Source organism: Streptococcus parasanguinis (genome assembly GCF_016648855.1).
Taxonomy (GTDB): Bacteria; Bacillota; Bacilli; order Lactobacillales; family Streptococcaceae; genus Streptococcus; species Streptococcus parasanguinis_L.
On record NZ_JACLQU010000009.1, the window covers coordinates 69,998 to 89,703 of the forward strand.

Annotated in this window: 21 protein-coding genes and 1 tRNA gene; 8 read left to right on the forward strand and 14 right to left on the reverse strand. The window is 40.9% G+C overall.

Annotation, left to right across the window (positions count from 1 at the left end):
• Window positions 1–53: 53 nt before the first annotated feature.
• The 7 genes from H7T92_RS06845 to serS all read left to right on the forward strand — a co-directional run bounded on the left by H7T92_RS06845 (window position 54) and on the right by serS (window position 7,149).
• Window positions 54–866, forward strand: a complete 813-nt coding sequence (locus H7T92_RS06845) for a Cof-type HAD-IIB family hydrolase (RefSeq protein ID WP_049471729.1) — start codon at window positions 54–56, stop codon at window positions 864–866.
• A gap of 190 nt (window positions 867–1,056) precedes the next feature.
• On the forward strand, window positions 1,057–2,079 hold the full coding sequence (gene adhP, locus H7T92_RS06850; protein WP_201037386.1) for an alcohol dehydrogenase AdhP: 1,023 nt from the start codon (window positions 1,057–1,059) through the stop codon (window positions 2,077–2,079).
• Window positions 2,080–2,454: 375 nt separating this feature from the next.
• Window positions 2,455–3,444 (forward strand): PTS sugar transporter subunit IIB, encoded by a 990-nt coding sequence (locus tag H7T92_RS06855; RefSeq protein WP_201037387.1) that lies wholly within the window; start codon window positions 2,455–2,457, stop codon window positions 3,442–3,444.
• 27 nt (window positions 3,445–3,471) lie between these two features.
• Complete coding sequence (locus H7T92_RS06860) at window positions 3,472–4,275, forward strand: PTS mannose/fructose/sorbose transporter subunit IIC (protein ID WP_201037388.1); 804 nt, start codon at window positions 3,472–3,474, stop codon at window positions 4,273–4,275.
• Between the two features lie 18 nt (window positions 4,276–4,293).
• The gene (locus tag H7T92_RS06865; RefSeq protein ID WP_201037389.1) at window positions 4,294–5,205 is read left to right on the forward strand and encodes a PTS system mannose/fructose/sorbose family transporter subunit IID; all 912 of its coding nucleotides are present in this window, start codon (window positions 4,294–4,296) and stop codon (window positions 5,203–5,205) included.
• 80 nt (window positions 5,206–5,285) lie between these two features.
• A complete protein-coding gene (locus tag H7T92_RS06870) occupies window positions 5,286–5,654 on the forward strand; it encodes a DUF956 family protein (RefSeq protein ID WP_201037390.1) in 369 nt (122 codons plus the stop codon).
• A gap of 217 nt (window positions 5,655–5,871) precedes the next feature.
• On the forward strand, window positions 5,872–7,149 hold the full coding sequence (serS, locus tag H7T92_RS06875) for a serine--tRNA ligase (RefSeq protein WP_003018473.1): 1,278 nt from the start codon (window positions 5,872–5,874) through the stop codon (window positions 7,147–7,149).
• A 42-nt stretch (window positions 7,150–7,191) separates the two neighbouring features.
• Here serS and H7T92_RS06880 read toward each other — a convergent pair whose 3' ends face one another.
• The 13 genes from H7T92_RS06880 to H7T92_RS06940 all read right to left on the reverse strand — a co-directional run bounded on the left by H7T92_RS06880 (window position 7,192) and on the right by H7T92_RS06940 (window position 17,860).
• Window positions 7,192–7,962 carry an acetyl-CoA carboxylase carboxyl transferase subunit alpha gene (locus H7T92_RS06880; protein ID WP_021154504.1) on the reverse strand — a complete coding sequence of 257 codons (771 nt, stop codon included), beginning with the start codon at window positions 7,960–7,962 and terminating at the stop codon, window positions 7,192–7,194.
• Window positions 7,955–8,821, reverse strand: coding sequence for an acetyl-CoA carboxylase, carboxyltransferase subunit beta (gene accD, locus H7T92_RS06885; protein WP_003003810.1), 867 nt, complete (start codon window positions 8,819–8,821; stop codon window positions 7,955–7,957). The genes H7T92_RS06880 and accD overlap by 8 nt, the downstream gene beginning before the upstream one ends.
• Window positions 8,822–8,924: 103 nt before the next feature.
• Window positions 8,925–10,289: an acetyl-CoA carboxylase biotin carboxylase subunit gene (locus H7T92_RS06890; RefSeq protein ID WP_070664917.1), complete on the reverse strand. Its 1,365-nt coding sequence runs from the start codon at window positions 10,287–10,289 to the stop codon at window positions 8,925–8,927.
• A 13-nt stretch (window positions 10,290–10,302) separates the two neighbouring features.
• Window positions 10,303–10,728 (reverse strand): 3-hydroxyacyl-ACP dehydratase FabZ, encoded by a 426-nt coding sequence (fabZ, locus tag H7T92_RS06895; RefSeq protein ID WP_049490988.1) that lies wholly within the window; start codon window positions 10,726–10,728, stop codon window positions 10,303–10,305.
• Window positions 10,725–11,213 (reverse strand): acetyl-CoA carboxylase biotin carboxyl carrier protein, encoded by a 489-nt coding sequence (gene accB / locus H7T92_RS06900; RefSeq protein ID WP_070664905.1) that lies wholly within the window; start codon window positions 11,211–11,213, stop codon window positions 10,725–10,727. Before accB ends, fabZ begins: the two co-directional genes overlap by 4 nt.
• 3 nt (window positions 11,214–11,216) lie before the next feature.
• Window positions 11,217–12,449 (reverse strand): beta-ketoacyl-ACP synthase II, encoded by a 1,233-nt coding sequence (gene fabF / locus H7T92_RS06905; RefSeq protein WP_003010454.1) that lies wholly within the window; start codon window positions 12,447–12,449, stop codon window positions 11,217–11,219.
• 61 nt (window positions 12,450–12,510) lie between these two features.
• Complete coding sequence (gene fabG, locus H7T92_RS06910; protein ID WP_003010456.1) at window positions 12,511–13,245, reverse strand: 3-oxoacyl-[acyl-carrier-protein] reductase; 735 nt, start codon at window positions 13,243–13,245, stop codon at window positions 12,511–12,513.
• A 12-nt stretch (window positions 13,246–13,257) separates the two neighbouring features.
• Window positions 13,258–14,178: an ACP S-malonyltransferase gene (gene fabD, locus H7T92_RS06915; RefSeq protein WP_201037391.1), complete on the reverse strand. Its 921-nt coding sequence runs from the start codon at window positions 14,176–14,178 to the stop codon at window positions 13,258–13,260.
• A gap of 22 nt (window positions 14,179–14,200) precedes the next feature.
• Entirely contained in the window at window positions 14,201–15,166 is a 966-nt protein-coding gene (gene fabK / locus H7T92_RS06920) for an enoyl-[acyl-carrier-protein] reductase FabK (protein ID WP_201037392.1), read from the reverse strand.
• Window positions 15,167–15,280: 114 nt separating this feature from the next.
• The gene (locus tag H7T92_RS06925) at window positions 15,281–15,505 is read right to left on the reverse strand and encodes an acyl carrier protein (RefSeq protein WP_003003892.1); all 225 of its coding nucleotides are present in this window, start codon (window positions 15,503–15,505) and stop codon (window positions 15,281–15,283) included.
• A 58-nt stretch (window positions 15,506–15,563) separates the two neighbouring features.
• On the reverse strand, window positions 15,564–16,538 hold the full coding sequence (locus tag H7T92_RS06930) for a beta-ketoacyl-ACP synthase III (protein WP_201037393.1): 975 nt from the start codon (window positions 16,536–16,538) through the stop codon (window positions 15,564–15,566).
• Complete coding sequence (fabT, locus tag H7T92_RS06935; protein WP_003003993.1) at window positions 16,538–16,972, reverse strand: fatty acid biosynthesis transcriptional regulator FabT; 435 nt, start codon at window positions 16,970–16,972, stop codon at window positions 16,538–16,540. Before fabT ends, H7T92_RS06930 begins: the two co-directional genes overlap by 1 nt.
• Window positions 16,973–17,068: 96 nt before the next feature.
• Entirely contained in the window at window positions 17,069–17,860 is a 792-nt protein-coding gene (locus H7T92_RS06940) for an enoyl-CoA hydratase (RefSeq protein WP_049474392.1), read from the reverse strand.
• A 240-nt stretch (window positions 17,861–18,100) separates the two neighbouring features.
• Here H7T92_RS06940 and H7T92_RS06945 point away from each other — a divergent pair, with 240 nt between their 5' ends.
• A complete protein-coding gene (locus tag H7T92_RS06945; protein WP_201037394.1) occupies window positions 18,101–19,456 on the forward strand; it encodes an aspartate kinase in 1,356 nt (451 codons plus the stop codon).
• Window positions 19,457–19,550: 94 nt separating this feature from the next.
• Here H7T92_RS06945 and H7T92_RS06950 read toward each other — a convergent pair.
• Window positions 19,551–19,624 (reverse strand) — tRNA-Asn (locus tag H7T92_RS06950).
• Window positions 19,625–19,706: the final 82 nt, after the last annotated feature.

Below are 19,706 nucleotides of genomic sequence, written 5' to 3' on the forward strand. Positions count from 1 at the left end.
TTTTCCGATTTTTCTGATATAATGGTCTCATTCTTCTCGAAAGGAACTGAAATATGCATAAAAAGATGATCGCTCTAGATCTAGACGGCACTCTCTTAAATTCCGAAAGCAAATTGAGCGACTTTACCATTGATACGATAAAAAAAATTAGTGCTCTTGGCCATAAAGTCATTATTACAACAGGCCGCCCTTACCGTATGGCACATACCTATTACAAACAACTAGAGCTAGATACTCCGATGATCAATTTTAACGGCTCCCTTACGCATCTACCTGAGAAAAAATGGGCAGATGAACAATGTTTGACTTTAGATAAAAAATACCTGTTAGATATGGTCGCTAACCGAGACACTATCCAAGCGGACTTTATAGCAGGCGAATACCGCAATAAATTCTTTATTACCGATCCAAATGAGCATGTTGCAGATCCTAAATTATTCGGGATTGAATCTTTCCAACCAGAAAATCAATTCAATCCCGAGCGGGTAACGAGCGACCCAAACTGTATTCTCTTTCAAACGAAAGCGGAAGACAAATATGCTCTGGCAGATGAAATGAATCGTCATTATGACTACAATCTGTCTATCAATACTTGGGGTGGTCCCTTAAATATTCTGGAATGCAATCCAAAAAATGTGACCAAAGCTTCTGCTCTGACCTACCTTCTGGATAAACTCAATATGGATCAGAAGGATTTGATTGCCTTTGGAGACGAGCACAACGATACTGACATGCTAGCTCTCGCTGGTCATGGATACGCTATGAAAAATGCTAGCTCCGTCCTTCTCCCTTATGCAGACTCCGTCACAGATTTCACAAATAACGAAGATGGTGTCGCGCGCCAACTCATTCAATTATTCTTATAAAACTAACAGACATGAGTTATCCCCTCATGTCTTTTTCTGCGCCAAATCCTTAATCGGTTAATCAATACCGCCCCTTTTTTCCATTTTTTTCATTGCCTCGTCATCTGGTTTGTGATATTATTAACATAGTTATTAAAGAAGCGCTTTCAAAAATTTTAAACCGCTTCTCGTTCACTTAAGGAGGAACAAAATGAAAGCTGTTGTTGTAAATCCAGAAGGTACTGGTGTTGAAATCGTTGCAAACAAAGACATGCGTCCACTTGAAACAGGGGAAGCTCTTGTTCAAATCGAATACTGTGGTGTCTGCCACACTGACTTGCACGTTGCTCACGGAGACTTTGGTAAAGTTCCAGGCCGTGTTCTTGGACACGAAGGAATCGGTATTGTTAAAGAAGTTGCTCCAGATGTTAAGAGCCTAAAGGTTGGGGATCGTGTCAGTGTCGCATGGTTCTTCGAAGGATGTGGAACTTGTGAATACTGTACAACTGGTCGCGAAACTCTTTGCCGTACTGTAAAAAATGCTGGTTACTCTGTTGATGGAGGAATGGCTGAAAAATGTATCGTTACTGCAGATTACGCAGTGAAAGTACCTGAAGGATTAGATCCAGCCCAAGCTTCTTCTATTACCTGTGCAGGTGTTACAACTTACAAAGCCATCAAAGAAGCCAAAGCTGAACCAGGACAATGGATCGTTATCTATGGAGCTGGTGGACTAGGAAACTTGGCTGTTCAATATGCTAAGAAAGTCTTCAACGCACATGTCATCGCTGTCGATATCAACAATGATAAACTAGAATTGGCGAAAGAAGTTGGTGCAGACTTTGTCATCAACGGTCGCGAAGTTGAAGATGTCCCAGGATTGATCAAAGAAAAAACAAATGGTGGAGCTCACTCTGCTGTCGTAACAGCTGTTTCTAAAGTAGCTTTCAACCAAGCAGTAGATTCTGTTCGTGCAGGTGGCCGCGTGGTCGCAGTTGGTCTTCCTTCTGAAATGATGGACCTCAGCATTGTGAAAACTGTATTAGATGGTATCCAAGTCATTGGTTCTCTTGTAGGAACTCGTAAAGATTTAGAAGAAGCTTTCCAATTTGGTGCAGAAGGCTTGGTCGTTCCTGTCGTTCAAAAACGTCCAGTGGAAGATGCTGTCAAAGTCTTTGACGAAATGGAAGCTGGAACCATTCAAGGACGTATGGTACTTGACTTTACAAACTAAACAACTGAACCTACAGGACTAGCCCAGTTGGGCTAGTCTTTTTGAGTGCTCTCAATCACTCTATTTTACAATTTATTATATATTTATTTTTTATTTTTGCGGATATAGATCGATTGTTGGAATATTTTTATTGAAATTCAAATCCTATGAAACTTACATATCATTGATTTCTTCTGCCATCATCAACTAATAAACAAGAGCCATTCAATAGCATTTAATTTTTATTTACCGATAATTTAATATAATAAATTAATATTTTTACATCGAGATTTTGATAGAAAAATTGACTTAAGTGTGGAAACGATTTATAATAAAGTAGCTTAAAGTTTTCTTAAACTGAAAGTCAAACAAATTTTATAAGGAGGAATGTCAATAATGAGTATTGGTATCATTATTGCTAGCCACGGTGAATTTGCAGCTGGAATCCACCAATCCGGCTCGATGATCTTTGGGGATCAAGAGAAAGTTCAAGTGGTTACGTTCATGCCAAGTGAAGGCCCGGATGATCTCTATGCTAAATTCAATGCAGCTGTTGCCGCATTTGATGCAGAAGATGAAGTCTTGGTTTTGGCTGACCTTTGGAGTGGTTCTCCATTTAACCAAGCAAGTCGCGTCATGGGAGAAAATCCAGATCGTAAATTTGCGATCATTACAGGATTAAACCTTCCGATGTTGATTCAAGCTTATACAGAACGTTTGATGGATGCAAATGCCGGCGTTGATAAAGTCGCTGCAAACATCATTAAGGAAGCAAAAGACGGTGTCAAAGCTCTTCCAGAAGAATTGAATCCTGTTGAAGAAGCTAGTACAGCCGCTGCTGCTCCTGTAGCCCAAGCTGCTATTCCAGAAGGAACAGTTATCGGAGATGGAAAACTCAAGATTAACCTTGCCCGCTTAGATACGCGTCTTCTTCATGGACAAGTGGCAACTGCTTGGACACCTGATTCAAAAGCCGATCGGATCATTGTTGCTTCAGATTCTGTTGCAAAAGATGAACTCCGTAAGGAATTGATCAAACAAGCGGCACCAAATGGTGTGAAAGCAAACGTTGTCCCAATTCAAAAATTGATCGACGTTGCAAAAGATCCACGTTTTGGAAATACCCATGCTTTGATCTTATTTGAAACACCTCAAGATGCTCTTCGCGCCATCGAAGGTGGTGTTCCGATTAAAACCTTGAACGTTGGTTCAATGGCCCACTCAACTGGTAAAACCATGGTCAACAATGTGTTGTCAATGGATAAAGAGGATGTGGCTACATTTGAAAAAATGCGTGATCTTGGAGTAGAATTTGACGTCCGTAAAGTGCCAAATGACTCTAAGAAAGATTTGTTTGACTTAATTAACAAAGCCAACGTTCAATAATCGATTACTTACGAAAGGATTTTAAACATGTCTATTATTTCTATGGTATTAGTGGTCGTTGTTGCCTTCTTAGCAGGTCTTGAAGGTATCCTTGACCAATTCCAATTCCACCAACCACTTGTTGCTTGTACCTTAATCGGTTTGGTAACAGGTAACCTGACTGCTGGCATTATGCTTGGTGGTTCACTTCAATTTATTGCACTTGGCTGGGCAAACATTGGTGCCGCAGTTGCACCCGATGCTGCTCTTGCATCTGTCGCTGCTGCCATCATCATGGTACTTGGGGGAGACTTCAGTGCAAAAGGAATCGCTGTCGCTCAAAGTGTCGCTATTCCACTTGCAGTTGCTGGTCTTTTCTTGACCATGATCGTCCGTACCCTTTCCGTTGGTTTGGTCCACACTGCCGATGCTGCTGCTAAAAAAGGTGATATCAAAGGTGTAGAACGTGCTCACTTTGTGGCCCTTCTTCTTCAAGGTCTTCGTATCGCTATTCCTGCAGCCCTCTTGTTGATGATTCCTGCCGAAACTGTCAAAACTGCTCTTGAAGCAATGCCAAAATGGCTCTCTGATGGAATGCAAATCGGTGGTGGTATGGTTGTAGCCGTTGGTTATGCCATGGTTATCAACATGATGGCGAGCCGTGAAGTATGGCCATTCTTTGCCATCGGTTTTGCTCTTGCAGCTGTTAGCCAATTGACCTTGATCGCTCTTGGAGCAATCGGTGTTGCTCTTGCCTTAATCTACCTTTCACTCTCTAAGAAAGGTGGCAATGGAGGTGGTGGAGCCGCTACTTCTAACGATCCAATCGGCGACATTCTCGAAGACTATTAAGAAAGGTGTGACACTATCATGACTGAAAAATTACAATTATCTAAATCAGATCGTCAAAAAGTTTGGTGGCGTTCAACCTTCTTGCAAGGTTCTTGGAACTATGAACGGATGCAAAACTTGGGTTGGGCATACTCATTGATCCCAGCTATCAAAAAACTCTACACAAAGAAAGAAGACCAAGCGGCTGCTCTTGAACGTCACATGGAATTCTTTAACACTCACCCATACGTTGCTGCTCCTATCATCGGGGTAACACTTGCTCTTGAAGAAGAAAGAGCAAACGGTGCTGCGATTGACGATGCTGCCATCCAAGGGGTTAAAATTGGTATGATGGGTCCTTTGGCGGGTATCGGAGATCCAGTCTTCTGGTTTACAGTACGTCCTATCCTTGGTGCCCTTGGTGCATCACTTGCTGCGTCTGGTAACATCCTTGGCCCACTCATCTTCTTTATCGCATGGAATGCGATTCGTATGTCCTTCTTGTGGTACACGCAAGAACTTGGCTACAAAGCAGGTTCTGAAATTACCAAAGATATGTCTGGTGGGATCTTGCAAGACATCACCAAAGGAGCTTCTATCCTCGGGATGTTCATCCTCGCTGTCTTGGTAGAACGTTGGGTATCTATTAAATTCGTCTTCAATGTTTCTTCTGTCAAATTAGACGACAAAGCTTATATCCATTGGGATAAACTTCCTGAAGGTTTCAAAGGAATTCAAGAAGCCTTCGCTCAAGTTGGTTCAGGCCTATCTCAAACACCTGAAAAAGTTACAACTTTCCAACAAAACTTGGATTCATTGATTCCTGGTTTGATGGGATTGCTTCTTACTTTTGCTTGTATGTGGTTGTTGAAGAAAAAAGTATCTCCAATCACTATCATCATCGCTCTCTTTGTAATCGGTGTATTAGCACACGTTGCTGGCTTGATGTAAGCAAAGATCAACTAAAAAGAAGGTTTCGGCCTTCTTTTTATTATGATATAATGGAGTGAACAGCAATACAGGAGGATCTCATGGCTCAATCATTGAATAAAACCGTTGAATTCCATACTACAGGGGTTTCTTACCTTGGAGTGGGGGGAAAGGTTGGAAAAATCCTAGTCGGGAATGCCGCTTTTGAATTTTATGCGGATGCAAATGTTGAAGACTACATCCAAATTCCCTGGCAAGAAATCGAGCGAATCGGAGCCAATGTATCCGGACGTAAAATTAGCCGCCATTTTGAAATCTATACCAGAGAATCAAAATTTCTCTTTGCTTCAAAAGACTCTGGAAAAATTTTAAAGATTGCTCGGGAACATCTAGGAAATGAGAAAATTGTCAAACTTCCTACGTTGATCCAAATCATCACGGCTAAAATTAAAAATCTATTTGCAAAATAGGATCTTTTCTTGTATAATAGACGCAAACGGATAAGTAAGTTAAGAGGTTCTTTCAGAAAGTCTGCGGTTGCTGCGAGCAGATAGAAATCTTAATTGAAATTCTACCGTTTCTTTAAAATACAATATCGAATCAAGTGCACACCTGTGAAGTTGGATGGAACCGTGGCTCTGCCACTCCAACACTCTAACAGGTGTGTTTTTTGTTAAAGGAGAAGCTATGTTAGATATTAAACGGATTCGTACAGACTTTGATGCGGTTGCTAAAAAATTGGCAACACGTGGCGTAGATGCAGCTATTTTGAATGAAATGAAAGAAATCGATGCCAAACGTCGAGATATCTTAGTCAAAGTAGAAAATCTCAAAGCAGAGCGTAACACTGTATCTGCTGAAATCGCACAAGCTAAGCGCAACAAGGAAAATGCAGATGATAAGATTGCTGCCATGCAAACCCTCTCTGCAGAGGTCAAAGCATTGGATACAGAATTGGCTGAAATCGATGCCAAATTAACTGAATTCACTACTACCCTTCCAAACATCCCTGCTGATAGTGTCCCTGTTGGAGCAGATGAGGATGACAACGTTGAGGTTCGCCGTTGGGGAACACCGCGCGAATTTGGCTTTGAACCAAAAGCTCACTGGGATTTAGGAGAAGACCTTGATATCCTTGACTGGGAACGCGGGGCTAAAGTCACTGGTGCTCGTTTCCTCTTCTACAAAGGACTTGGAGCTCGCTTAGAACGCGCTATCTACAACTTCATGTTGGACGAACATGGCAAGGAAGGCTACACTGAAGTCATCCCTCCTTACATGGTCAACCATGATTCTATGTTTGGTACTGGTCAGTATCCAAAATTCAAGGAAGACACTTTTGAACTTAGCGATACCAATTATGTCCTCATTCCAACAGCTGAAGTTCCTTTGACGAACTACTACCGCGATGAAATTCTTGATGGGAAAGACCTTCCAATCTACTTCACCGCTATGAGTCCATCTTTCCGTTCAGAAGCTGGTTCAGCTGGTCGTGATACTCGTGGCTTGATCCGTTTGCACCAATTCCATAAGGTTGAAATGGTGAAGTTTGCTAAACCAGAAGAATCATATGATGAATTGGAAAAAATGGTTGTCAATGCTGAAAATATCCTTCAAAAACTGAACCTTCCATACCGTGTAGTAGCTCTCTCAACGGGAGACATGGGCTTCTCAGCTGCCAAGACTTACGACTTAGAAGTATGGATTCCAGCGCAAAACACCTACCGTGAAATCTCAAGCTGTTCCAATACAGAAGATTTCCAAGCTCGCCGTGCGCAAATCCGCTACCGTGATGAAGCAGATGGCAAGGTAAAACTCCTTCACACTTTGAACGGTTCTGGATTGGCAGTCGGACGTACCGTCGCTGCTATTCTTGAAAACTACCAAAACGAAGACGGTTCTGTGACCATTCCAGAAGTCCTTCGCCCATACATGGGTGGTGCAGAAGTCATCGCACCAAAATAAAGTTTAAAAAAACTGAGTCTTGCAATTTGCAAGCTCAGTTTTTTAATATTTACGAAAACGTTGGTAGCGTTGCTCCAGAAGCTCTTCGAGAGGTAAGGCTTGTAAAACCTTTAACTCTTCCTGTAATTCCTTCTTCACTTGAGCCAGTAGTTCTCCATTTGAAAATCCATGCTCGGGAATCACCTTATCGACAATTTCCATATTTAACAATTCGTGAGAAGTAATCTTCATCAACTCTGCTGCTTCCATGGCACGACTTCCATCTTTCCAAAGAATAGAGGCGAAACCTTCTGGACTCAAGACTGCATAGATGGAGTTCTCCAGCATCCAAACCTTGTCTGCTACAGCAAGAGCCAAGGCACCTCCAGAACCACCTTCTCCGATGATAATCGCGATAATTGGAACTTTTAGATCACTCATTTCCATGAGGTTGCGGGCAATGGCTTCCCCTTGTCCTCGTTCTTCAGCACCAACACCAGGATAAGCACCCGCTGTATTGATAAAGGTCACAACTGGACGGCCAAATTTCTCTGCTTGCTTCATGAGGCGCAAAGCTTTTCGATAGCCTTCTGGATGTGGTTGCCCAAAATTACGTTTTAGATTATCCTGAAGATTTTTTCCTTTTTGGATCCCAACGACTGTAACCGTTTGATCGCCTAAGCGTCCAATCCCACCAATCACCGCACCATCATCACGGAAGTTTCGATCTCCATGTAATTCGATAAAATCATCAAAGATTCCTTGAGCAAAATCAAGCGCAGTCAATCTTCCTTGGTCACGTGCCTCTTTAATAATCTGTGTTATTTTACTCATGTTTACCTCCATGAAGGGCCAATAATTGTCCAACTGTTGCTCGGATTTGGCTTCTCTCCACGATCAAGTCAACAAATCCATGTTCTTGTAGAAATTCTGCTTTTTGGAAATCATCTGGCAATTTTTCACGCACAGTTGATTCAATCACGCGCCGACCGGCAAACCCAACCAAGGCTTGACTCTCTGCCATGATAATATCACCTTCCATAGCAAATGAAGCCGTCACCCCACCGGTTGTTGGATCTGTCAATACCGTCAAATAAAATAATTTTTCTTTAGAATGACGTTGAACAGCCGCAGAAATTTTTGCCATTTGCATCAAACTCACGATACCTTCTTGCATCCGAGCGCCACCGGAAGCAGTAAAGAGAACAACTGGCAATTTTTCTTTTGTCGCAAATTCAAATAAACGAGTAATTTTTTCACCTACTACAGAACCCATTGAAGCCATGATAAAGTTGGAATCCATGATCCCAAGAGCAACTTTTTGGCCTTTAATCAAGGCAGTTCCAGTTAGCACAGCTTCATCCAGCCCTGTCATTTCCCGCACTGCTGCCAGTTTCTTCTTATAATTAGGAAAATTCAAAGGGTCTGTCGTTTCGATTCCTGTAAACATTTCTTCAAAGCTAGCTGGATCCACTGTCAGCGCCAAGCGTTCTTTAGCAGAAATACGGAAGGTATAGCCACAATTCGGGCATACCCGTTCACTACCTAAATCTTTTTGGTAAATGGTATGTTTACAACCTGGGCATTGTGAAAATAGTTCATCAGGTACTTCAGGTTTTGGCTGAGGTTCCTTCCAGGCTGACCTATTCGGATTGATCCGAATATATTTATCTTTTTTAGAAAATAATGCCATTACTTACTCCTTATAATATGCTACTGCATCTGTAGCATTACTATAAAAGCCTGCAACTGTGAGGATGATGTTCATACTTCCCTCACAAGTCCAGGCTTTTTCATCATTCCTTATTATAATTTGGAAGGAATTGTTCCATCAAAAATGCAGTATCATAATCACCAGCGATCACATGTGAATCTGAAATCAAATCCAACTGGAAACTGCTATTGGTTGTGACACCATCGATTTCCAACTCATAAAGAGCTCTCTGCATTTTCATCAGTGCATCAAAGCGATTTTCACCATGGACAATGATCTTAGCAATCATACTATCATAGTATGGCGGAATCGTATAACCAGGATACACAGCAGAATCCACACGTAATCCTACCCCACCACTTGGAAGATAGAGATTAGTAATCTTACCTGGGCTTGGTGCAAAGTTAAAGGAAGGATTTTCCGCATTGATCCGGCATTCAATCGCATGGCCTTTAAAGACAATATCCTCTTGAGTAACGGATAATTCTTGTCCAGCTGCAATTTTAATCTGTTCCTTAACGATATCAACTCCTGTTACAAATTCTGTAACAGGATGCTCTACTTGCACACGGGTATTCATTTCCATAAAGTAGAACTCACCCTTGCCTTCATCATACAAGAATTCAATCGTTCCAGCATTCTCATATCCAACTGATTCAGCTGCCCGAACAGCAGCAGAACCAATGCGATTGCGAAGCGTTTTTCCGATGGCAATCGAAGGGGATTCCTCTAGAACCTTTTGGTTATTTCGTTGAAGAGAACAATCGCGTTCACCTAAGTGAACGACATGTCCATGCTGATCCGCTAAAATTTGTACTTCAATGTGGCGTGCAGGATAAATCACCCGCTCCATATACATGGCACCATTTCCAAAAGCAGCTTGGGCTTCTGAGGAAGCTGATTCAAAAGCAGCAACCAGATCCTCTGGTTTTTCAACCTTCCGAATTCCTTTACCACCGCCTCCCGCAGATGCTTTCAACATCACAGGATAACCGATGCGTTCGGCAATCTCGAGGGCTTCTTCAGCAGTAAACACTTCACCATCTGATCCAGGAATAACAGGTACTCCTGCTTTGATCATCTGTTTACGAGCATTAATCTTATCCCCCATCATATCCATGACTTTAGCAGATGGGCCGATAAATTTAATACCTACTTCCTCACACATGGTTGCAAATTTTGAGTTTTCACTTAAAAATCCAAAACCAGGATGGATGGCTTCTGCACCTGTTAAAACAGCAGCAGACAAGACAGCACTCATATTTAAATAAGATTCTGTTGATTTAGCAGGTCCAATACAGACTGCTTCATCCGCTAGTAAGGTATGCAAGGCTTCTTTATCAGCAGTAGAATACACCGCAACCGTCTCGATGCCAAGTTCACGAGCTGCACGAATAATGCGAACTGCAATCTCACCACGATTGGCGATTAAGATCTTACGAAACATAGATAGGCCTTTCTTAATTTCCAATTGCAAAAGTAAGTGTTCCTGAAGCTGCAAGCTTACCGTCTACCTCTGCTTTCGCTTCAACAACAGCAATGGTTCCACGACGTTTGACAAAAGTAGCTGTCATCACCAGTTGATCTCCTGGAACGACTTGTTTTTTAAACTTCACCTTGTCCATCCCTGCATAAAAGACTAATTTCCCTTTATTTTCAGGTTTTGACAACTCTAATACACCTGCTGTTTGTGCCAAAGCTTCCATGATGAGAACACCTGGCATAACAGGATATTGTGGAAAATGTCCATTAAAAAATGGTTCATTAATTGTCACGTTTTTAATGGCAACAATCGTATCTTCGCTTGTTTCTATAACGCGATCCACCAAAAGCATTGGGTAACGATGCGGCAAAGCCTCACGAATAGCATTAATATCAATTGTCATTTGATTCGAACCAATCCTTTTCCAAATTCAACCATTTCTTCATTCGTTACCAAAATTTCAGTGACTACCCCATCTTTTGGTGCTGGGACTTCATTCATCACTTTCATGGCTTCGATAATCAAGAGTGTTTGACCCTTAGTAACTTTGTCTCCTACAGATACAAAGGCTGGTTTATCCGGTGCTGGCGACAAGTAAGCCACCCCAACCAATGGACTTTCAACCACATCACCTTCTGCAGCCTGAGCTGGAGTAGCAACTGGTTCAGCCGCTACAGCTGGAGTTGCTGGTGCTTCAACAACAGGGGCTACTACAGGAGTTTGAGGAGTTGCTACCACTTCAACTGCAGGAGCAACCGGTGTAGATGCAACTGAACTCGTTTGGTTTTTACTCAAATTCAATTCTTCGCCATTATTTTTATATGAGAATTCACGCAAAGTTGACGCATCAAATTGAGCCAACAAATCTTTGATTTCAGAAATATTCATGAATTAACCCTCCCAACGTTTAAAGGCCAGAACAGCATTGTGTCCTCCAAAACCAAAGGTATTTGAGATAGCGTACTGAATATCCGCTTCTTGACCTTCACCATAAACAACGTTTGCTTCGATATAGTCAGACAATTCTTTAGTACCAGCAGTTTTTGGTACAAAGCTGTGACGAATCGCTTCGATGGTAGCAATCGCTTCAACCGCACCAGCAGCACCAAGCAAGTGTCCTGTAAATGATTTAGTAGATGATACAGGAACCTCTTTTCCAAGAACAGAAACAATAGCTCCGCTTTCACCTTTTTCATTAGCAGGTGTAGATGTACCATGCGCATTGACATAATCGACATCTTCAGGCTTAATACCAGCTTCATTGATCGCTAATTTAATCGCTTTGGCCGCACCTGAACCATCTGGTGTCGGTGTTGTCATATGGTAGGCATCACAGTTTGAACCGTAACCAACAATTTCAGCTAAAATATTAGCACCACGTTTTTGTGCATGTTCCAAGCTTTCGATGACAAGAACCCCTGCACCTTCCCCCATCACAAAACCATTGCGGTCTTTGTCAAATGGAATAGAGGAACGTTCTGGGTCTTCCGTTGTTGAAAGAGCTGTAAGGGCATTGAAACCACCGATACCAATCTTAGTAATCGAAGCTTCAGCACCACCTGCCAAAACAACATCATGCATACCAAATTTAATCTCACGGAAAGCTTCACCAATTGCATCATTAGCAGAAGCACAAGCTGTTGTCACGGATTTACATACCCCTTGAGCCCCAATCTTAAGTGCGATGTTTCCAGCACCCATGTTTGAAAGAGCTTTTGGAATAAACATTGGTTGGATTCTCTTCATCCCACGTTCATGCATCCGGATAATTTGGTCTTCCAATTCTTGCAAACCACCGATACCAGATGATACAATCACACCTACACGATCGCGGTCTTCTTCTTCCATATTCAAGCCTGAATTTTCAATAGCTTCCATCGCAGCATAGATTGCATACAATGAGTAAGTATCCATACGATTTTGATCTTTTTTCACGAAATATTTATCGAATGGGAAATCTTGAATTTCACCAGCATTAAAGACTGGAATTTCAGAAGCATCAAATTTTGTAATGGGCTTGATTCCAATTTTTCCTTCATGAAGGCTATTCCAGAACTCCTCTGGTGTATTTCCGATTGGTGAGGTTACACCGTAACCTGTAACAACAACACGATTTGTAGACATATATATTCTCCTTTTGTCGGATGGATATTTAAGTAAGTGATTTTCGATCAGTAAGCATTCATTATTGCATAGTCATGCCGCCATCAATGGCAATTGTTTGGCCAGTTAAATATTCTTGACCTGCCAAGAAAGCCGCAACTTCTGCCACTTCTTCAGCTTGACCAATTCGTTTCATTGGCACTTGAGCTAGCATGGCATCTTTCATTTTCTCTGGAATAGCGTCTGTCATATCTGATTCAATGAAACCAGGTGCAATGGCATTCACACGAACACCACGGGCCGCAACTTCACGCGCAACGGATTTGGTAAAACCAATCAATCCAGCTTTTGAAGCTGCATAGTTCGCTTGACCAATATTCCCCATTAGACCAACAACAGAGGACATGTTGATAATGGCACCTTGACGAGCCTTAGACATAGGTTTTAAGACAGCTTGTGTCATATTAAAGGCACCGGTCAAGTTGATTTTCAAGACCCGTTCAAAATCTTCTTCAGTCATTTTCAACATCAACTTGTCGTTTGTGATCCCAGCGTTATTGACCAAAACATCAACACTTCCAAGCTTTTCAATTGCTTCAGCTACCATACGTTGCGCATCTTCGCCATTAGAAATATCCCCAGAAATACCAACAACAGTCACACCATAGTCAGCAAACTGCGCAAGCAAGTCCTCAGAAATTTCAGAACGTCCATTTAGGACAACATTAGCACCGAGACTCGCAAATTTATGAGCCACAGCCAATCCAATTCCGCGTGTTGAACCTGTCACAAAAACATTTTTATTTTTAAGTTCCATATTTACCTCATTTTAAGCATTCAGAAGAGCATCTAGACTAGCCTGATCTTCGACGTTATAAGTTGGAAGAGTTTTATCAATTTTCTTCAAGAAACCTGACAAGACTTTTCCAGGTCCGATCTCGATGACCTCATCTACACCAAATTCTTGAATCGTAGCAATTGAATCATAGAAACGAACCGGTTCTTTTACTTGACGGGCCAAAAGTGCTTTCACATCTTCTGACTTCATGATAGTAGCTTCTGTATTCCCAACTAAAGGAAGATCAAAATCATTAAATGATACTTTTTCTAGTTCAGCTGCCAATTTTTGACTAGCAGATTCCAGTAAGGCTGTGTGGAATGGACCTGACACATTCAAAGGGATCAAGCGTTTGGCACCTGCTTCCTTCAAAAGTTCCACAGCATAGTCCACAGCCGCAACCTCACCACCAATCACAATCTGTGCGGGTGTATTGTAGTTAGCTGGTGTCACTACACCCTTTTCAGATGCTTGTTGACAGATTTCTTCAATCAAACTTGGATCAGTATTCATAACAGCTACCATTTTCCCACTTCCAGCAGGAGCCGCTGTTTCCATAAATTCACCACGTTTCGCAACCAAAGCTACTGCATCTTCAAACGAAAGAGCTCCAGCCGCAACCAGGGCAGAATATTCCCCCAAAGAAAGGCCGGCAACAATATCAGGAGTGATACCATTTTCTGCTAAGAGACGATAAATGGCTACTGACGTTGTCAAAATAGCTGGTTGAGTATAGCGTGTCTGATTCAGTTTTTCTTCGTTAGAATTAATCAATTCACGCAAGTCATACCCTAGAATACGACTAGCCGTATCAAATGTCTCTTTGACAACGGGATAAGCCGCATACAAATCGCTCGCCATGCCCAATTTCTGAGCCCCTTGACCAGCAAATAAGAACGCACGTTTTGTCACTATCCTAATCCTTTCGACGTTTTTAGACGTTTACATCTGCCCAACGAGCAGCCTCTCTTTGAATCACCTTGGCTGCACCATAATAGATATCTTCTAGAATTTCAGCACAAGTTTCTTCCTTGCTTACAAGTCCAGCAATTTGACCCGCCATCACAGAACCATTGTCAACATCTCCATCAACAACGGCATTGCGAAGGGCTCCTGCTCCTAATTCTTCAATTTCTTCTTGAGTCTTCTTACCTGCCAAGAAATCTTTTTCAGCTTGGTTATAGGCAGAAGCCAATTTATTCTTGATCGCACGAACAGGGTGTCCAACAACTGATGCTGAAACTACAGTATCGATATCTTTTGCTTTCAAGATTTTATTCTTAAAGTTTTGGTGAGCATTAGATTCTTTTGCAACCACGAAACGAGTTCCCACCTGAACAGCTTCGGCACCTAACATAAAGACAGCTGCAGCACCGGCACCATCAGCGACTCCTCCAGCACCAATTACTGGAATAGAAATAGCTTCAACCACTTGGCGAACCAAGGTCATAGTCGTCAATTTACCAATGTGACCTCCAGCTTCCATTCCTTCTGCAATCACTGCATCAGCGCCCAATTTTTCCATCCGTTTTGCAAGTGCGACAGACGGAACCACTGGAATGACAGTGATCCCTGCTTCATGGAAACGATCCATGTATTTCCCTGGATTTCCAGCACCAGTTGTAACAACCTTTACACCTTCTTCAATCACCAGGTCAACAATGTCATCTGCAAATGGGGACAAAAGCATGATATTTACACCAAAAGGTTTATCTGTAATAGACTTCACCTTATCGATGTTAGCCTTTACAACTTCTTTTGGAGCGTTCCCACCACCAATGATTCCAAGACCTCCAGCATTTGATACTGCTCCAGCCAAATCACCATCAGCAACCCATGCCATCCCACCTTGGAAGATTGGATATTTAATATTCAATAGTTCAGTAATTCGTGTTTGCATTATACCTACCTCTTTTTTCGCTTAAGTAATAGTTTGAGTTCGAAATATTGTTTCTTTGAGCCTCAAACTATTACCTAAACAAGAGAGAATATCTTTCGATACTCTCATCTATCATTATTTTGTTTTTTCTTCTACGTAAGCGACAAGATCACCAACTGTAGATAATCCTTCTTCAGTTTCGATTTGAATATCAAAAGCATCTTCGATTTCAGAGATCACTTGGAACAAATCCAATGAATCAGCTTCTAAATCTTCGAATGTAGATTCAAGAGTTACTTCTGATGGTTCTTTACCAAGTTCTTCAACGATAATTTCTTGTACTTTTTCAAATACTGCCATGATAGGCCTCCTTAAAAAATAATATATAAATTTTTAAAATGTGTTTCCACATATTTAACTAGATTGTAACAAGAAGTGTGCCCCATGTCAAACCTCCACCGAATCCTGTCAGAAGAATTTTTTGACTTCCATCCATCTTGATTCGATGATTCTCGACACACTCCGATAATAGAATGGGGATACTAGCAGCACTAGTGTTCCCATATTCCATCATATTTGCTGGGATTTTCTCTCTAGAGACACCCAGTTTTTTTGACATCTTATCTAACATTCGGTCATTCGCCTGGTGTAACAGAAAATAGTCAATCTCTTCTGCTTCCATAGAGGCGTCTGCTATAATTTTTTGAATACTTTTCGTGACATCACGAATGGCAAAATCAAAAACTGCCCGTCCGTCCATTGTCAGATATCTTCGATCGGTAACTTCCTCTGAATAAGGAGAAGACAGACCCAAATAGCAAGATTCAAGACTAGAACCACGGCTACCATCCGTAAAAAGACTTTCAGCTAAAAACGATTTTTGATCGCTCGCTTCAAGCAAGACACCGCCAGCTCCATCTCCAAAAAGGACTGAAGTGGAACGGTCTGACCAGTCTAATACTTTTGAAAGCGTCTCACTACCGATCACAATTCCTCGCCGGTACATCCCTGAAGAAATGTATTTTTCAGCAGTGGCTAATGCAAATACAAATCCACTACATGCTGCAGTCAGATCAAATCCAAAAGCTCGAGAAGCTCCAATATTAGCTTGTACCCGGGCTGCAGTTGATGGCATTAAGCTATCTGGTGTAATCGTAGCGACAACGATAAAATCAATTTCCTCAGCGTCTAAGTTTGCTTTTGCTAATAATCTTTGTGCAACAATTGTTGCTAGATCACTTGTCGTCTCATCTTTTGAAATGTGACGCCGAAGGATACCTGTCCGACTACTGATCCATTCATCACTTGTATCCATGATCTCAGCCAAATCATCATTTGATACGACTTGGTCAGGTGCATAATGAGCAACTTGACTAATTTTAGCAAAGACCATTATTTAATTTCCTCCAAGAAACGATACAGATTTTGCAATCCTTTTTGCATCACTTTCTTCTCTTCGGGACTCATATCTCCAATAATCTGGTTGACCATCCGTTTATGGAATTGCTGATGAAGACGATAAAGTAGACGACCGTTCTTCGTTAAACTCAAGTGTACAACCCGGCGATCAACTTCCGATCTTCTTCTTTCGATATACCCTTTGCGCTCAAGATTATTCAAACTTGTCGTGACAGTCCCCAAAGTCACCATCAACTCCCGTGAAATATCACTCGGGGTTGCATTCGGTGTCGAACCAATCACATCGATCGTATGCATTTCTTTAATAGAAACATCTTTGAATCGACTTGCTCTTAGGCTCGACTCCTCAATAACCAAAACATTATTAAAGATGGATGTTAAATAGTCGTTAACTAATTGGTAATTCAAAACTCCACCTCCTAATTTTACTTTGATAGTCAAATTTTATCAAAAATGAAAATAATTTGCAAGCATTTTTTCACAAAACATAGAAAAATTACAAATTTATTTTCCTTTAAATTGTGGCCGACGTTTCTCAGAGTAGGCAATAACCCCTTCCTTGAAATCTTCTGTAAATGCTAGTTTCTTTTGCAAATCCAATTCAAGACCCGCATATTGGTCCCATTCTTTCAAGAATGCTTCCCAAACCATTTCTTTCATGGCAGCATAAGAATTTGAAGATCCTCTTCTTAATTTTTTAAGCAATTGCTCAACGGTTTTATCGAGTTTTTCAGATTCACAAACACGATAAGCTAGGCCATAATCAAATGCTTTTTCAGCAGTCAAGGCTTCACCCGTCATTACTAAATGAGTAGCCCGAGACATGCCAATGGCTTTTCCTAACAAGAATAACCCACCCGCATCTGGTGCTAAACCAACCCCAACAAAGGCTTGGATAAATTTAGTACGATCACTAATAATACAAAAATCAACAGCTACTGCAATGTTGGCCGCCGCTCCTGCGACCGCTCCATCTGCCACCATAATAACCGGTTTTGGCAATTGCTTGATTTTCTTTGAAATCGTATTAACTAATTCGGCAATTAAAACAAGAGACTCGATGTCATCCGCATCGACTGCGCGTTTCATTTCGCTTAAATCTCCACCAACTGAAAAGATTTTCCCTTCTGCTGATAGAATAATGAATTTTACTTCCTCATTTTTTTCTGCATCTTCCAGGGCAACTAAAATTTCCTGACACATTGGAATGTTAAAACCATTGGATACTTCAGGACGATTTAAAGAGATTGTCGCGAGGTCGTTTTCGACAGAATACAAAATTGTTTCAAACATCACAGACTCCTTTTGTTTAAATATAAAATATTTTGATATTAAAACTTTTTAATTATAACATATCATACCATAAAAAATAAGAATAGTAAAATATATCTATAAGATGTAACAAAATTGTAAAATTTAAATCATGAAAATTTCTAGCCTCATAAGATCCACCTATTCTATGCCCTATTTATAAATACATTGTATCAACAACTGAAGTTTGGTATAATGTACTAATGAAACTATTAAGGAGAAAATATGAAAGTAACTAAATTCGGTGGAAGTTCTCTAGCATCAGCTCCACAATTAAAAAAAGTACTTAATATCATTAAAGATGATCCAGAAAGAAAATTTGTAGTTGTATCAGCTCCTGGTAAGCGAAATGCAGAAGATACAAAAGTAACAGATGCACTGATCCGTTATTATAAAGAATTCACTTCAGATAAAGATGTTACGCAAACACAACAGTGGATTATTGAGCGTTATCGTGCCATTACAGAAGAATTGGGTCTCAAAGATTCTATCATTCAAGAAATTGCTGAAGATATCTATGATCTGACAAATTTGCCTAAAAAAGGAAATCCATTTACATACGATGCATTTTTGGCAGCCGGTGAAAACAACAACGCTAAACTCATAGCTGCCTATTTTAATCAAAATGGATTAGAAGCAAAATATATCCATCCAAAAGAAGCAGGAATCACAGTCACCGCAGAACCTTCCAACGCTCGTATTTTACCTTCTAGTTACGATAAAATTGAAGAACTAAAAGATGCAAGTGAAGTAATTGTCATTCCAGGGTTCTTTGGTGTTACCCAAGATGGGGACATTTGTACATTTTCTCGTGGTGGTTCTGATATCACAGGATCTATCATTGCAGCAGGTGTAAAAGCAGACTTATACGAAAACTTTACAGACGTAAATGGTATTTTTGCAGCACATCCAGGTATTATTAAACACCCACATTCTATTCCTGAATTAACCTACAAAGAAATGCGCGAATTGGCCTATGCTGGTTTTTCAGTCTTGCATGATGAAGCACTCGTTCCAGCATACAGAGGTAAAATTCCATTAGTCATTAAAAATACTAATAATCCAGACCACCCTGGAACCCGCATTGTTTTGGAACATTCAAATGATCATGTGACTGTTGTAGGAATTGCAGGTGATTCAGGATTCGTTAGTATTAACACTACAAAATACCTTATGAACCGTGAAGTCGGTTTTGGTCGAAAAGTCCTTCAAATTTTAGAAGATCTAAATATCAGTTGGGAACATATGCCAACAGGAATCGATGACTTGTCCATCATTTTGCGTTCACGTGAACTGACTCCAATCAAAGAACAAGAAATTTTAAAACAATTAACGCAAAAACTCGAAGTTGACACAGCCGAAATTGAACATGATCTTTCCATCATTATGATTGTTGGGGAGAAAATGAAGAGTCAGGTAGGGGTTACTGCCACTGCAGCCAAAGCACTATCAGAGAATGAAGTGAATATTCAAATGATCTCTCAAGGTTCTAGTGAAGTTTCCATTATGTTCGTTGTAAGTAAAGATCAAGAAGAAAAAGCAATTAAAGCCTTATATCAAGCATTTTTCCCAAATAACTAAATAGAGAAAAGCTCCGTTAACTAAACGGAGCTTTAATTAACATTAAAATCAAAAGTAAAAAAGAGACCAATTACTTGATCTCTTTTATTCTATACTCCGCCAGTAGGACTCGAACCTACGACATCATGATTAACAGTCATGCGCTACTACCAACTGAGCTATGGCGGAATCAAGCTAAGCGACTACCTTATCTCACAGGGGGCAACCCCCAACTACTTCCGGCGTTCTAGGGCTTAACTGCTGTGTTCGG